Raw genomic sequence first — 13783 nt, 5'->3', positions numbered from 1 at the left:
TTTCCGTCAACCCTTCATCATGTTCACGTCTTCGACCGCGATCGAGCCGCGGTTGCGGAAGAAGACGACGAGAATGGCGAGACCGATCGCCGCTTCAGCCGCTGCGACCGTCAGCACGAACAGCGCGAACACCTGTCCGACGAGATCGCCGAGCGCTGCCGAGAAGGCGACGAAATTGATGTTGACCGCAAGCAGGATCAGCTCGATCGACATCAGGATGACGATGATGTTCCTGCGGTTGAGAAAAATGCCGAACACGCCGAGCGTGAACAGGATAGCCGATACGGTCAGATAATGTGCGATGCCGACGACCATCTCAGATTCCTTCGCCCGTCTTGACCTTGCGGATTTCCATTCCCGTTGCCGGCGTGCGGCCGACCTGGGCGGCGATCGACTGCCGCTTGATGCCCGGCTTGTGACGCAGCGTCAGCACGATGGCGCCGATCATGGCGACCAGCAGCACAAGGCCGGCAATCTGGAAATAGTAGAGATAGTCGGTGTAGAGGATGTCGCCCAGCGCTGCCGTGTTCGAGCGCGCGGCAAGGTCCGGAATGGGTTTTGCAACCGTTGCCGCCAGTTGCGGCGCAAACGTATAGCCGCCGAGCACGACGATCAGCTCAGCCGCCAGGATCAGCCCGACCAGCGCGCCGATCGGCGCGTATTGCAGGGCGCCTTCCTTCATCTCGGCAAAATCGACGTCGAGCATCATGACGACGAACAGGAACAGCACCATGACCGCGCCGACATAGACGACGAGCAGGATCATCGCCAGAAACTCGGCGCCGGTCAGCATGAACAGGCCTGCGGCATTGAAGAAGGTCAGGATCAGGAACAGCACCGAATGCACGGGATTGCGCGCCGAAATGACCATGAACGCCGACGCCACCGCGACAAAGGCGAAGAGGTAGAAAAAGGCCGCCTCTAGTCCATTCAGCATGGGTTCCCCCGGGTTCCTGTCCGAACAGGACGTTCGTCCTGTTCGATGTTTGCCACCGCCTCCGGTCGGCAAGTTTCGTGTTCCTTAGACGAGGCCCTTCGCCCCGTCCATGCGTCAAATGTCAGCGGTACGGCGCGTCCAGCGAGATGTTGCGCGCCAGTTCGCGCTCCCAGCGGTCGCCATTGGCCAAGAGCTTGTCCTTGTCGTAATAAAGTTCCTCGCGCGTCTCGGTCGCGAATTCGAAGTTCGGCCCCTCGACGATGGCGTCGACCGGGCAGGCTTCCTGGCAGAAGCCGCAATAGATGCATTTCACCATATCGATGTCGTAGCGCACCGTGCGGCGGGTGCCGTCGTTGCGGCGCGGGCCGGCCTCGATGGTGATCGCCTGCGCCGGGCAGATCGCCTCGCACAATTTGCAGGCGATGCAGCGTTCCTCGCCGTTCGGGTAGCGGCGCAGCGCATGCTCGCCGCGAAAGCGCGGGCTGGTCGGCCCCTTCTCGTGCGGATAGTTGATCGTCTCCTTCGGCGCGAAGAACTGGCGCATCGACAGGAAGAAAGCGCTGACGAAATCCTGCAGCAGCAGGGATTTTGCGGCTTGAGACAGCGTGCTCATTCAGCACCCCCAAACATTTGCAATGCGACCGCGGCGCCCATGACGCCACACGCAAGCGGAGAAACCACAAGATAGAGTCTACGGATCAAATGCTCGCGCATTTGCTTTTCCTCAACGGAAACGGGCAGGCCGAGCCCTTTTGAACGCCCAAACATGTGCAGCGCAGTCGGCAACGCGAAAATAGACGTCAGCCATGCCACCAGGGCGCCAGCAGCGGCGCCAAGCACCAGGATTGCCGGATCGCCCATCACGCAAACCCCGTGATCTTGAGGAACGCGGCGACAATCACCACCATCGCCAGCGAAATCGGCAGGAAGACCTTCCAGCCGAGCCGCATCAGTTGGTCGTAGCGGTAGCGCGGCACGAAGGCCTTCACCATCGAGATCATGAAGAACACCAGGCAGACCTTGAGCACGAACCAGATCAGCCCCGGCACCCAGGTGAAGGGAGCGAAATCGAAGGGCGGCAGCCAGCCGCCGAGGAACAGGATGGTGGCCAGCGCGCACATCAGCACGATGGCGACATACTCGCCGAGGAAGAACAGCAGGAACGGCGTCGACGAATATTCGACCATATGGCCGGCGACGAGTTCCGATTCGGCTTCCACCAGGTCGAAGGGCGGGCGGTTGGTCTCGGCCAGCGCCGAGATGAAGAAGATGACGAACATCGGGAACAGCGACAGCCAATGCCAGTCGAGGAAGGTGTTGGGCAGGCCAACCCTTGTGCCAAGGCCGTCCTGCTGCGACAGCACGATGTCGGACAGGTTGAGCGAGCCGACGCAAAGCAGCACCGTGACGATGACGAAACCGATCGAGACCTCGTAGGACACCATCTGCGCGGCCGAGCGCAGCGCGCCGAGGAACGGATATTTCGAGTTGGACGCCCAGCCGCCCATGATCACGCCATAGACCTCGAGCGAGGAGATGGCGAAGACATAGAGGATGCCGACATTGACGTTGGCGATCGCCCAGCCCTCATTGACCGGGATCACCGCCCAGGCCGAGATCGCCAGCACCGCCGAAACCAAGGGCGCCAGCAGAAAAACGCCCTTGTTGGCGCCGGACGGAATCACCGGCTCCTTGAACACGAACTTCAGAAGGTCGGCGAAAGCCTGCAGCGTGCCCCATGGGCCGACGACGTTCGGGCCGCGGCGCAACTGCACCGCCGCCCAGATCTTGCGGTCCGCGTACAGGATGTAGGCGACGAAGATGAGCAGCACGACGATCAGCACGACCGACTTCAGCAGGATGAGCAGCGCCGGCAGCACGTAGAAGGAGAAGAAGGTGTCCATGCTATTCCGCCGCCTGCCTAAAACCGTTTCTCGCCAGCGCCGAGCACTCCGCCATCACTGCGGAAGCCCGCGCGATCGGGTTGGTCAGGTAGAAATCCTTGACCGGCGAGGTGAAGCTGCCCTTGCCAAGCCGCCCGCCAAGCTTCGCCACCTCAGCAATATCGTCGGCATTGCCGGCCGCGACCTGGTCGATGCGGGCAAGATGCGGGTATTCGCCATAGAGCTTTGCGCGCAGCTGCGGCAGCGAATCGAACGACAATCTCTTGCCCAGCACATCCGACAGCGCCCGCAGGATCGCCCAGTCCTCGCGCGCATCGCCCGGCGCGAAGCCGGCGCGGTTGGTCTGCTGCACCCGGCCCTCGGTGTTGACGTAGGTGCCCGATTTTTCGGTATAGGCGGCGCCCGGCAGGATGACGTCGGCGCGGTGCGCGCCGTGGTCGCCATGCGTGCCGATATAGACGACGAAGGCGCCGCCGGTGCTGGCCATGTCGATCTCGTCGGCGCCGAGCAGGAACAAAACGTCCATCTCGCCCAGCATGCCGGCGACGTTCTTGCCGCCCTCGCCCGGCACGAAGCCGACATCGAGACCGCCGACACGCGCCGCCGCAGTGTGCAGCACGGCAAAGCCGTTCCAGTCGGCTCTCGCAGCATTGACGGCCAGGCTGAGCTTCGCCGCCTGGCCGAGCACGGCCGCGCCGTCCGGGCGCGACAGCGCGCCCTGACCGACGATGATCAGCGGATGCGTCGCATTCTTCAGCACCTCAAAAAATTTGCCGTTGCCGTGGGCCAAATCCCTGAGCGATTCCGGTCCGGCGCCGAGCTGCTCATAGTCGTAGCGCGTATCGCCGACATCGCCGATGACGCCGACCGGCAGGTTGCCGAGCCGCCAGCGCTTGCGGATGCGGGCGTTGAGCAAGGAAGCCTCGAAGCGCGGATTGGCGCCGATGATAAGCACCGCGTCGGCCTGCTCGATGCCCTCGATGGTCGGGTTGAAGAGATAACTTGCCCGGCCGAGCGACGGATCGAGCGCGGCGCCATCCTGGCGGCAGTCGGTGTTCTTCGAGCCGAGCGAGGCCATCAGCAGCTTCAGCGCATAGATCTCCTCGACGGCGGCGAGATCGCCTGATATGGCGCCGATCTTGTCGGGCGCGGTTCGCGACACCGCTTCCTTGATCGCGGAAAAAGCCTCGGCCCAGCTTGCCGGGGCCAGCTTGCCGTTCTTGCGGACATATGGCCGGTCGAGGCGCTGGGTGCGCAAGCCGTCCCAGATGAAGCGGGTCTTGTCGGAAATCCACTCCTCGTTCACCGCCTCGTTGGTGCGCGGCAGGATGCGCATCACCTCGCGGCCTCTGGAATCGACGCGGATCGCCGAGCCGACGGCGTCCATGACATCGATGGATTCGGTCTTGGTCAGTTCCCACGGCCGCGCCTGGAAGGCGTAGGGCTTGGAGGTCAGCGCGCCGACCGGGCAAAGGTCGATGACGTTGCCCTGCAGTTCCGATGTCATCGCGCTTTCGAGATAGGTGGTGATTTCGGCGTCCTCACCGCGGCCGATCAGGCCGAGCTCGGAAATGCCGGCAATTTCGGTGGTGAAGCGGACGCAGCGCGTGCAATGGATGCAGCGGTTCATGATCGTCTTGACCAGCGGCCCGATATATTTGTCTTCGACCGCCCGCTTGTTCTCGTGATAGCGCGAGGAATCGACGCCGAACGCCATCGCCTGGTCCTGCAGGTCGCACTCGCCGCCCTGGTCGCAGATCGGGCAATCGAGCGGATGGTTGATCAGCAGGAATTCCATCACGCCTTCCCGGGCCTTCTTGACCATCGGCGTGTTGGTGAAAATTTCCGGCGTTTCGCCATTTGGTCCCGGACGCAGATCGCGCACGCCCATGGCGCAGGACGCCTGCGGCTTGGGCGGCCCGCCCTTCACCTCGATCAGGCACATGCGGCAATTGCCGGCGATCGACAGCCGCTCATGGAAGCAGAAGCGCGGCACTTCGGCGCCGGCGTCCTCGGCTGCCTGCAGCAGCGTGTAGTGGTCGGGTACAGTAATCTCTTTCCCGTCGACCTTGAGCTTTGCCATCAATTGTCCCCGGCGGTCTTCGCCGTCTCATATGCCTGGAACAGGTCTTCAAGGCTGATGCCGTTGATCATCATGCCCGCAACCTGCGCGTTTTCTATCTTCACGTTGCTCATGTTCACGTTGGTGAAATACGCGTTCGAAAGATTGGCGTCTTCCACCTTGGTGTTGCTCAGGTTGGTGCGGTGGATCCTGGCCGCCGACAGGTTGACGTCGTGAAACCGGGTGTTCGACATGTTGACGTCATCGAAACTGGAATTGCTGACGATGGCGTTTCGCACGTCGAGAACATCGCGCCTGTCGTGGACCTCCATCGCGTCGCCTACCTCTCGGCTTTGGCGGCCAGCGCCGCCGCCTGGCCAAGCCAGTTGTCGCGACCGATGCGGCCCTTGAACGACAGATAGTCGTCGACCCAGGCGATCTCTTCCGGCGTCCATGCCGCGATCTGGCCGTAGGTCCAGATGCCCAGGCCGTTCAGCACCTGTTCCAGCTTCGGCCCGATGCCCGATATTGCCTTGAGGTCTGCCGGGTTTTCCGGACGATCCATTGCCTTGGGCTGCTTGAAATCCTCCGGCATCAACCCGGCCGGTGCGGCAGCCGCATCCACCACGCTGCGTGCATCATCCATGCTGTTCGCGGCTATGTCATTCACGTTCCTGGCGAAGGACTGCGCCTCGGCGATCAAGGTTTTTGTCGCCGCGCGCGCCTTGGTCGAGGAGCTTGTCCCTGTCTGCGAAAAGCGTTCGACCCTGGCATCGAAATCGTCGACGATCGGCTGGAAGAGCCGCTGCGAGGTCTCGGCGGCTCCCGAGAGCACGCCCATCCACACCCCAAAGGCATGATTGGCAAGCCCGATGCCGAGCGCCGACATCGCTGCCGCACTCGCGACAGGGTGCGCCAGGAGATTGACGGCGCTGGCCATCTCCTTCGGCATCATCCTGGTCAGGTCCTGGTTCATCTTCTCGAACGGGTCCAAATCTGGCATCAAATGTTCGGGTCTCGAATTCAGCGACATAGGTAGTCTCCTGGTCGTTTCTTCCGTATGCCCCGGCCTGTTTCCTCAAATCGGGCACTTGCCCGTATCTCAGATCGGGCATTCGCCCGTATCTCAGATCGGGCCTTGCCCGTATTTCAGATCGGGCATTCGCCCGTATCTCAGATCGGGCCTTGCCCGTATCTCAGATCGGGCATTCGCCCGTCTTTCAACTCTCGTCTATTCCGCCGCCACCATCACCGGCTCTGCCCGGTGCGCATTGCGCGAAAACTCGTCGATACGCCGCTCAACCTCGCCGCGGAAATGCCGCATCAGGCCCTGGATCGGCCATGCCGCCGCATCGCCCAGCGCGCAGATCGTGTGGCCTTCGACCTGTTTGGTCACGTCGAGCAGCATGTCGATCTCGCGCTTCTGCGCCTCGCCGCGCACCAACCGCTCCATCACCCGCCACATCCAGCCGGTGCCTTCGCGGCACGGCGTGCACTGGCCGCAGCTCTCGTGCTTGTAGAAGTAGGAAAGCCGGGCGATCGCCTTCACGATATCGGTCGATTTGTCCATGACGATGACAGCCGCCGTGCCGAGACCCGATTTCAGGTCGCGCAGCGCATCGAAATCCATCGGCGCGTCGATGATCTGCTCCGCCGGCACCAGCGGCACCGAAGCCCCGCCCGGAATGACCGCCAGCAGATTGTCCCAGCCGCCGCGAATGCCGCCGCAATGCGTCTCGATCAGCTCGCGGAACGGGATCGACATCGCCTCTTCGACGGTGCACGGCGTGTTGACGTGGCCCGAAACGCAGAACAGCTTGGTGCCGACATTGTTGGGCCGGCCGAAGGACGAGAACCAGGCCGCGCCGCGGCGCAAAATGGTCGGCGCCACCGCGATCGACTCGACATTGTTGACCGTCGTCGGGCAGCCATAGAGGCCGACATTGGCCGGAAACGGCGGTTTCAGCCGCGGCTGGCCCTTCTTGCCTTCGAGGCTTTCGAGCAGCGCCGTTTCCTCGCCGCAGATATAGGCGCCGGCGCCATGGTGCATATAGATGTCGAAATCGTATCCGGACGTGTTGTTCTTGCCGATCAGCTTGGCCGCATAGGCCTCGTCGATGGCGCGCTGCAGCGCCTCGCGCTCGCGGATGAACTCGCCGCGCACATAAATGTAGGCAGCGATCGCGCCCATGGCGAAGCCGGCGATCAGGCAGCCCTCGACCAGCGTGTGCGGATCGTGGCGCAAGATGTCGCGGTCCTTGCATGTGCCGGGCTCGGATTCGTCGGCATTGACGACGAGATAGCTCGGCCGGCCGTCGCTCTGCTTGGGCATGAACGACCACTTCAACCCGGTCGGGAAGCCGGCGCCGCCGCGGCCGCGCAGGCCTGATGCCTTCATCTCGTTGACGATCCAGTCGCGCCCCTTGGCGATGATGCCGGGCGTGTTGTCCCAGGCGCCGCGCGCCATCGCACCGGCCAGCGACTTGTCGAAGCGGCCGTAGATGTTGTTGAAGATGCGGTCTCTGTCCTGAAGCATTGTTCGTCCCTCAGACCGGCTTCTTGCCGAAGACGCGGATATATTCGGCGACCCCGCCCTTGGCCAGCGCCTTGGCCTGCTTGACCCAATCTTCGCGCTCGATGCGGCCGTGGAAACTGAGATAGCCATCGACCCACTCGCGCTCGGCCTTCTTCCATGACGCGACTTGCGCATAGGTGAAGATACCAAGCGAATGCAGGATGCCTTCGATCTTCGGGCCGACGCCCGAGATCAGCTTGAGATCGTCGACCAGTGCCGGCCTCGCGATGCCGGCCGGACGGTTCTTGTCCTCAAGCGAAGGCTTGCCCGTCTTGGCATTGGTCGTCTTGGCATTGGCCGTCTTACCGGCAGCGCCGAGCTGCGTGCCCTTGGCTTCCGGCGCCTTGAAAGCAGCCGCTGGCTCAGCCTTGACTATCGGACCGCTGCGCTGTTTCAAAACCTTTTCGACTTCCGGCGCGGCCTTGTTGGCGTTGGCCGCCGAATGCCGCGGTGCTCTGACGCTCGCCGCCTTTTCCGTCTCCGGTGCGACCTTTGCCGGAGAAGGCGTCTCCAGCGCCGGGCTGGTTTCGGGCGCATCGGTCTTCGGCTTGCTGGCCTTCGACGGCGCAACGGGGCCGGCAGATGCCTGGGCCGGAGCCGCTGGCGCCGCGACAATTGCCGCTGGCGCGGGCTCCCTGGCGGCCTTCGCAGCCGCCTTGGCGTCCCTGTCGCGGGTCGTCTTCAGGATTGCCTTTTCGCTCTTCAGCGTCGTCAGGCCGGTGATCGGCTCGGAGGTGATGCGGCCGTTCTGCGGCCCCGGCGTCACCGAAGCGCCCTTGCCGGCATCATAGAGGTCGATGATCTCGGCAAGCCGCTCCGGCGTCAGATCCTCGAACGTATCCTTGAAAATCATCACCATCGGCGCGTTGACGCAGGCGCCAAGGCATTCGACCTCTTCCCACGACAGCGTGCCCTTGTCGTTGGTGTGGAACTGGTCGTGATGGATTTTCGAGCGGCACACGTCCATCAGCGCTTCCGAGCCGCGCAGCATGCAGGGCGTGGTGCCGCAGACCTGGATATGCGCGCGGGTGCCGACCGGATTGAGCTGGTACTGGGTGTAGAAGGTCGCGACTTCGAGCCCTCTGATGTAGGGCATGCCGAGCATGTCGGAGATCGTCTCGATCGCCGCCTTGGTCACCCAGCCTTCCTGCTCCTGCGCCAGCATCAGCAACGGGATGATCGCCGACTGCTCGCGGCCCTCCGGATATTTGTTGATCCATTGCTTCGCCGCTGCCGCATTCGCCCGGTTGAAGGCGAAGGAGGCTGGCTGGAGGCTGGCTTCTGCGAGACGGCGGACTGACATTTATCGATCGACCTCACCAAACACGATATCGAGTGAACCCAACACGGCGGTGACGTCGGCCAGCATGTGGCCGCGGCACAAAAAGTCCATGGCTTGCAGATGCGCGAAGCCGGGCGCGCGCAGCTTGCAGCGATAGGGCTTGTTGGTGCCGTCCGAGACCAGGTAGACGCCAAACTCGCCTTTCGGCGCTTCCACCGCCGCATAGACCTCGCCGGCCGGCACGCGATAGCCCTCGGTGTAGAGCTTGAAGTGATGGATCAGCGCTTCCATCGAGCGCTTCATCGCCGCGCGCTTCGGCGGCACCACCTTGCCGTCGAGGTTCGACACCGGCCCGCTGCCTTCCTTGCCGAGCAGCAGGTCGACGCACTGGCGCATGATTTTCGCCGACTGGCGCATCTCTTCCATGCGCACGAGATAACGGTCGTAGCAGTCGCCGTTCTTGCCGATCGGAATGTCGAAATCCAACTCGGCATAGCATTCATAGGGCTGCGACTTGCGCAGATCCCAGGCGACGCCGGATCCACGCACCATGACGCCTGAAAAACCCCAGGCCCAGGCATCGGCCAGCGAGACGATGCCGATGTCGACGTTGCGCTGTTTGAAGATGCGGTTGCCGGTCAGCAGTGCGTCGAGGTCGTCGAGCGATTTCAGGAACGGATCGATCCAGTTGCCGATGTCCTCGACCAGCTGCTGCGGCAAGTCCTGGTGGACGCCGCCGGGCCGGAAATAGGCTGCATGCATGCGCGAACCGCTGGCCCGCTCGTAGAACACCATCAGCTTTTCGCGCTCGACAAAACCCCACAGCGGCGGCGTCAGCGCGCCGACATCCATCGCCTGCGTCGTCACGTTGAGAATGTGCGACATGATGCGGCCGATCTCGCAATAGAGCACGCGGATCAGCTGGCCGCGCTTCGGCACCTCGATGCCGAGCAGCCGCTCGGCGGCAAGCGCAAAGGCATGCTCCTGGTTCATCGGAGCGCAATAGTCGAGCCGGTCGAGATAGGGCACGGCCTGCAAATAGGTCTTGGCTTCGATCAGCTTTTCAGTGCCGCGATGCAAAAGCCCGATATGCGGATCGACGCGATCGACGACTTCGCCGTCCAACTCAAGAACCAGCCTCAAAACACCATGCGCTGCAGGGTGTTGAGGTCCAAAGTTGATGTTAAAATTGCGGACGGAGGTTTCAGCCATGGATCGCCTTTGGCGATGAGTGAATGGTGAATGGTGAATGGTGAATGGTCATTGGCTTGAACTGACCTCCAGCGATCGAATGAACGAACGCATCATCTTCCCTAACTTCTCGAACCTGACCGACAACAGCCCTGCACTCTTCTCGTCCAACAATCCCACGCTCATCGCAAGAAGCGTATGGGTTTCCAGTTCCTTCAACGAACCTTGCGCAACACGAAGGAACTGAACGAAGGGCTTGCGCTGACCGCGGCCGAAACCCTCGGCGATATTTGCCGGTATCGACGATGCCGCGCGCCGCATCTGCGATGTCATCCCAAACATTTCCTCTCGCGGGAATGCTTTCGTCGCGAGATAAATGTCCGCAGCCAATACCATCGAATCTTTCCATACGTTCAAATCTCGATAGTCGTTGATTTTCCCGGACGTCCCATCCCGCTTTTCCATTCACTATTCACTATTCACCATATTCACTATTCACCATTCACTGTTTCGCTTTCTCGTCGCCTGGAAGGACGTAATCCGTCCCCTCCCAAGGGCTGAGAAAATCGAAATTGCGGAATTCCTGTTTCAATTCCACCGGCTCGTAGATGACCCGCTTGGCTTCGTCGTCGTAGCGCACCTCAACGAAACCGGTCAGCGGGAAATCCTTGCGCAGCGGATGACCTTCGAAGCCGTAGTCCGTCAGGATCCTGCGCAAATCGGGATGGCCCGAAAACAGCACGCCATAGAGATCGTAGGTCTCGCGTTCGAACCAGTCGGCGCCGGGATAAACGCCGGTGATCGATGGCACCACCGTCTCCTCGTCGGCCTGGACCTTGATGCGGATGCGAATATTCTGCTTCGGCGACAGCAGGTGATAGACGACATCGAAGCGCTTGGCCCGCGACGGATAATCGGCGCCGCAAACGTCGATGATCGAGATGAACTGGCATTTTGGATCGTCGCGCAGGAAGCTCACCACCTCGATCAGATCGTGCGGCTCGAGCGAGATCGTGAGTTCGCCATAGGCAAGCACCGCATCGCCGATCCGGCCGCTCAGCTTCTCGCCGAGATAGGTCGAGAGTTCATTCAGGCTCATCATCGCGCTCACCGCTCGATCGTGCCGGTGCGGCGGATCTTCTTTTGCAACAGAAGGATGCCGTAGAGCAGCGCTTCCGCACTCGGCGGACAGCCGGGCACATAGATGTCGACCGGCACGACGCGATCGCAGCCGCGCACCACCGAATAGGAATAGTGGTAGTAGCCGCCGCCATTGGCGCAGGAGCCCATCGAGATGACGTAGCGCGGTTCCGGCATCTGGTCGTAGACCTTGCGCAGCGCCGGCGCCATCTTGTTGGTCAGCGTGCCGGCGACGATCATGATGTCGGACTGGCGCGGCGAGGCGCGCGGTGCAACGCCGAACCTCTCCGAGTCATAGCGCGGCATCGAGGTGTGGATCATCTCGACCGCACAGCAGGCAAGACCGAAGGTCATGAACATCAGCGAGCCGCTGCGCGCCCAGGTGATCAGCGCCTCGGTCGAGGTGACGAGAAAGCCCTTGTCGGCAAGCTCGTCGTTGATCTCGAGGAAGAAGGGATCATTCGCCCCCACCGGCTTTCCGGTGCTGGGGTCGAGAATGCCTTTTGGCTTCGGCGCGACGAGCGTGCCGGAATTGTCGCTCAATCCCATTCCAGCGCTCCTTTCTTCCATTCATAGGCAAAGCCGATGGTCAGCACCGCCAAAAACACCATCATCGACCAGAAACCGAGCATGCCGATCTGGCTGAAAGACACTGCCCACGGAAACAGGAAGGCCACTTCCAGATCGAAGATGATGAACAGGATCGACACCAGGTAGAAGCGGATGTCGAACTTCATGCGGGCATCGTCAAAGGAGTTGAAGCCGCATTCATAGGCGGAAAGCTTTTCCGGATCGGGATTGCGGTAGGCCACCAGAAAGGGTGCGGCAAGCAGCGCCAGGCCGACGACCAGCGCCACGCCGATGAACAGGACGATGGGCAGGTACGAACTCAACAATGCGTTCATGCTGCAGCTTTCCGTTGGCGGCCAATCCACTCTGATTACAGCACCGGACCCACTTGCGGAAGCGTGACAGTTTAACCACTGAACCGTTTTAGGGGGCTCTATGCTGCAACGCGGCGAGGGTTAGCGCAGGGCTTTCGGCGAAGCAAGTCAAACCTTGTTCAAAACACGGTGCTCGACGGCATATCCGGATAAACTGGTCCAATCCGCTCCTGTTTGATTTCCTTCGCTTTTTACTCCACTTTTCTCTCCTGACATGGATGCCGCCAGAACCCTGCTACCATGGTGCGGAATCATCTCTCCCACCTTTGGTCAAACGCCGACAGAGTGCCGCCTGTATGAAGGAAAAAATCTCGCTCGCCATGGCCCGGCGCATCGCGCTTGCCGCACAGGGGTTTGCCGATCCTCGCCCTAACGGCACGCCCGATCGCCGCCATCTGGCCCGTGTGCTTGGCCGGACCGGTCTGCTGCAGATCGATTCCGTCAGCGCGGTGGTGCGTGCCCATTATATGCCGCTCTATTCGCGGCTTGGCCCCTACCCGCTCGCCCTGCTCGACAACGCCGCCGTGACGCGCAAGCGCAAACTCTTCGAATATTGGGCGCACGAAGCCTCCTTTCTGCCGGTCGAAACCTATCCGCTGATGCGCTGGCGCATGGAACGGGCCGAACGTGGCGAGGAAATGTATAACGGGCTGGCCAAGTGGGGCCGCGAGCGCACCGCCTACATTGAAGACATCTTTCGCGAGGTCGTCGAACGCGGCCCGATCGCCGCTTCCGCCCTGGAGGGCCAGAAAGGCTCAGGCGGCTGGTGGGGCTGGAGCGACGCCAAGCACGCTTTCGAATGGCTGTTCTGGGCCGGCCGCATCACCACGGCGTCACGTCGTGGCTTCGAGCGGCTTTATGATCTGCCGCAGCGCGTGCTGCCGCCGGCAGTACTTGCCTTGCCTGTGCCCTCGCCTGAGGATGCGCACCGCGAATTGCTGCGCATTTCCGCCCGCGCCCACGGCGTCGCGACAGCAGGCGACCTGCGCGACTATTTCCGCCTCTCCCCCGCCGACATCAAAGGCCGCATCGAGGAACTGCTCGAGGCCGGCGACCTCTTGCCGGTGACCGTCCAAGGCTGGAGCAAGCCCGCCTATCTTCACAGGAATGCCCGTTTTCCGCGCAAGATCGAGGCGCGCGCCTTGCTCGCTCCCTTCGATCCGGTAGTCTTCGAGCGGGCGCGTACGGAAAGACTGTTCGACTTCCGCTATCGCATCGAGATCTACACCCCTGCCGAAAAGCGCCAATACGGCTATTATGTGCTGCCGTTCCTGCTCGGCGAAAGGATCGTGGCGCGCATCGACCTTAAGGCCGACCGCCCGGCCGGCGTGCTGCGCGTCCATGCCGCCTATGCCGAACCCGGCGCGCCGCCGCAAACCGCCGCCGAACTTTTTGAGGAATTGAAGCTGATGCAGGGCTGGCTCGGGCTCGAACGCATCGAGGTGACGCCTGCGGGGGATCTGGGCCACGCGCTGGCGGAAGTCGCGGTTTCGTAAGGGATTGCCGATGTCGGCGCCGCCCCTCACCTGCCTGCCGGCATCCTCTCCCCGTATAGAGACGGGGAGAGGGACGCTGTCATCGATGGTTTCGCCAATCGCCAGCGTTGCAGGAGGGGCGCCGCCGTTGCGGCCAGTTCTTTCTCCCCGTTACTATACGGGGAGAAATGCCCGGTGTCCGAACCGGATAGATAGGTAACAGAATGGACTAATTGCATGGGTGACAGTTTTCTCCTCTGCCGGGAGGACTGG

Annotated in this window: 16 protein-coding genes; 1 reads left to right on the top strand and 15 read right to left on the bottom strand. The window is 62.1% G+C overall.

Annotated elements, in window-relative coordinates; genetic code table 11:
* Positions 1-6: 6 nt before the first annotated feature.
* The 15 genes from nuoK to AC0L2V_RS30325 all read right to left on the bottom strand — a co-directional run bounded on the left by nuoK (position 7) and on the right by AC0L2V_RS30325 (position 11996).
* The gene (gene nuoK, locus AC0L2V_RS30395) at positions 7-315 is read right to left on the bottom strand and encodes an NADH-quinone oxidoreductase subunit NuoK (RefSeq protein ID WP_023798863.1); all 309 of its coding nucleotides are present in this window, start codon (positions 313-315) and stop codon (positions 7-9) included.
* Between the two features lies 1 nt (position 316).
* The gene (locus AC0L2V_RS30390; RefSeq protein WP_091594336.1) at positions 317-937 is read right to left on the bottom strand and encodes an NADH-quinone oxidoreductase subunit J; all 621 of its coding nucleotides are present in this window, start codon (positions 935-937) and stop codon (positions 317-319) included.
* Between the two features lie 121 nt (positions 938-1058).
* Complete coding sequence (gene nuoI, locus AC0L2V_RS30385) at positions 1059-1550, bottom strand: NADH-quinone oxidoreductase subunit NuoI (protein ID WP_287198832.1); 492 nt, start codon at positions 1548-1550, stop codon at positions 1059-1061.
* Complete coding sequence (locus tag AC0L2V_RS30380; RefSeq protein ID WP_473521998.1) at positions 1547-1798, bottom strand: hypothetical protein; 252 nt, start codon at positions 1796-1798, stop codon at positions 1547-1549. Before AC0L2V_RS30380 ends, nuoI begins: the two co-directional genes overlap by 4 nt.
* Complete coding sequence (nuoH, locus tag AC0L2V_RS30375; RefSeq protein WP_023798860.1) at positions 1798-2841, bottom strand: NADH-quinone oxidoreductase subunit NuoH; 1044 nt, start codon at positions 2839-2841, stop codon at positions 1798-1800. Before nuoH ends, AC0L2V_RS30380 begins: the two co-directional genes overlap by 1 nt.
* 1 nt (position 2842) lies before the next feature.
* Positions 2843-4924: an NADH-quinone oxidoreductase subunit NuoG gene (nuoG, locus tag AC0L2V_RS30370; protein WP_473511656.1), complete on the bottom strand. Its 2082-nt coding sequence runs from the start codon at positions 4922-4924 to the stop codon at positions 2843-2845.
* Positions 4924-5235 carry a pentapeptide repeat-containing protein gene (locus AC0L2V_RS30365; protein ID WP_473521997.1) on the bottom strand — a complete coding sequence of 104 codons (312 nt, stop codon included), beginning with the start codon at positions 5233-5235 and terminating at the stop codon, positions 4924-4926. Before AC0L2V_RS30365 ends, nuoG begins: the two co-directional genes overlap by 1 nt.
* 8 nt (positions 5236-5243) lie before the next feature.
* On the bottom strand, positions 5244-5936 hold the full coding sequence (locus AC0L2V_RS30360) for an NADH-ubiquinone dehydrogenase (protein WP_473521996.1): 693 nt from the start codon (positions 5934-5936) through the stop codon (positions 5244-5246).
* Between the two features lie 198 nt (positions 5937-6134).
* Positions 6135-7439, bottom strand: a complete 1305-nt coding sequence (gene nuoF / locus AC0L2V_RS30355) for an NADH-quinone oxidoreductase subunit NuoF (RefSeq protein ID WP_128166987.1) — start codon at positions 7437-7439, stop codon at positions 6135-6137.
* A 10-nt stretch (positions 7440-7449) separates the two neighbouring features.
* Positions 7450-8781 (bottom strand): NADH-quinone oxidoreductase subunit E, encoded by a 1332-nt coding sequence (locus tag AC0L2V_RS30350; protein WP_473521995.1) that lies wholly within the window; start codon positions 8779-8781, stop codon positions 7450-7452.
* A complete protein-coding gene (locus AC0L2V_RS30345; RefSeq protein WP_473521994.1) occupies positions 8782-9972 on the bottom strand; it encodes an NADH-quinone oxidoreductase subunit D in 1191 nt (396 codons plus the stop codon).
* Between the two features lie 48 nt (positions 9973-10020).
* Positions 10021-10416, bottom strand: coding sequence for a four helix bundle protein (locus tag AC0L2V_RS30340; protein WP_473521993.1), 396 nt, complete (start codon positions 10414-10416; stop codon positions 10021-10023).
* A 37-nt stretch (positions 10417-10453) separates the two neighbouring features.
* A complete protein-coding gene (locus tag AC0L2V_RS30335) occupies positions 10454-11053 on the bottom strand; it encodes an NADH-quinone oxidoreductase subunit C (protein ID WP_084833695.1) in 600 nt (199 codons plus the stop codon).
* Between the two features lie 5 nt (positions 11054-11058).
* Positions 11059-11640, bottom strand: a complete 582-nt coding sequence (locus tag AC0L2V_RS30330; protein WP_023798851.1) for a NuoB/complex I 20 kDa subunit family protein — start codon at positions 11638-11640, stop codon at positions 11059-11061.
* Entirely contained in the window at positions 11631-11996 is a 366-nt protein-coding gene (locus tag AC0L2V_RS30325; protein ID WP_023798850.1) for an NADH-quinone oxidoreductase subunit A, read from the bottom strand. Before AC0L2V_RS30325 ends, AC0L2V_RS30330 begins: the two co-directional genes overlap by 10 nt.
* 335 nt (positions 11997-12331) lie before the next feature.
* Between AC0L2V_RS30325 and AC0L2V_RS30320 the strand changes: the two genes are divergently transcribed.
* Positions 12332-13531 (top strand): winged helix-turn-helix domain-containing protein, encoded by a 1200-nt coding sequence (locus tag AC0L2V_RS30320; protein ID WP_473521992.1) that lies wholly within the window; start codon positions 12332-12334, stop codon positions 13529-13531.
* Positions 13532-13783 lie beyond the last annotated feature (252 nt).

The sequence above is a fragment of the Mesorhizobium sp. WSM4814 genome (assembly GCF_055811595.1).
The sequence above is the reverse complement of the archived record's forward strand: the minus strand, read 5'-3'. Positions and strand labels throughout refer to the sequence as shown.

Excerpts from the sequence above, each read along its gene's own strand:
- nuoK (WP_023798863.1), bottom strand. The coding sequence starts at position 315 with ATGGTCGTCGGCATCGCACATTATCTGACCGTATCGGCTATCCTGTTC.
- AC0L2V_RS30390 (WP_091594336.1), bottom strand. The coding sequence starts at position 937 with ATGCTGAATGGACTAGAGGCGGCCTTTTTCTACCTCTTCGCCTTTGTC.
- nuoI (WP_287198832.1), bottom strand. The coding sequence starts at position 1,550 with ATGAGCACGCTGTCTCAAGCCGCAAAATCCCTGCTGCTGCAGGATTTC.
- AC0L2V_RS30380 (WP_473521998.1), bottom strand. The coding sequence starts at position 1,798 with ATGGGCGATCCGGCAATCCTGGTGCTTGGCGCCGCTGCTGGCGCCCTG.
- nuoH (WP_023798860.1), bottom strand. The coding sequence starts at position 2,841 with ATGGACACCTTCTTCTCCTTCTACGTGCTGCCGGCGCTGCTCATCCTG.
- nuoG (WP_473511656.1), bottom strand. The coding sequence starts at position 4,924 with ATGGCAAAGCTCAAGGTCGACGGGAAAGAGATTACTGTACCCGACCAC.
- AC0L2V_RS30365 (WP_473521997.1), bottom strand. The coding sequence starts at position 5,235 with ATGGAGGTCCACGACAGGCGCGATGTTCTCGACGTGCGAAACGCCATC.
- AC0L2V_RS30360 (WP_473521996.1), bottom strand. The coding sequence starts at position 5,936 with ATGTCGCTGAATTCGAGACCCGAACATTTGATGCCAGATTTGGACCCG.
- nuoF (WP_128166987.1), bottom strand. The coding sequence starts at position 7,439 with ATGCTTCAGGACAGAGACCGCATCTTCAACAACATCTACGGCCGCTTC.
- AC0L2V_RS30350 (WP_473521995.1), bottom strand. The coding sequence starts at position 8,781 with ATGTCAGTCCGCCGTCTCGCAGAAGCCAGCCTCCAGCCAGCCTCCTTC.
- AC0L2V_RS30345 (WP_473521994.1), bottom strand. The coding sequence starts at position 9,972 with ATGGCTGAAACCTCCGTCCGCAATTTTAACATCAACTTTGGACCTCAA.
- AC0L2V_RS30340 (WP_473521993.1), bottom strand. The coding sequence starts at position 10,416 with ATGGAAAAGCGGGATGGGACGTCCGGGAAAATCAACGACTATCGAGAT.
- AC0L2V_RS30335 (WP_084833695.1), bottom strand. The coding sequence starts at position 11,053 with ATGATGAGCCTGAATGAACTCTCGACCTATCTCGGCGAGAAGCTGAGC.
- AC0L2V_RS30330 (WP_023798851.1), bottom strand. The coding sequence starts at position 11,640 with ATGGGATTGAGCGACAATTCCGGCACGCTCGTCGCGCCGAAGCCAAAA.
- AC0L2V_RS30325 (WP_023798850.1), bottom strand. The coding sequence starts at position 11,996 with ATGAACGCATTGTTGAGTTCGTACCTGCCCATCGTCCTGTTCATCGGC.
- AC0L2V_RS30320 (WP_473521992.1), top strand. The coding sequence starts at position 12,332 with ATGAAGGAAAAAATCTCGCTCGCCATGGCCCGGCGCATCGCGCTTGCC.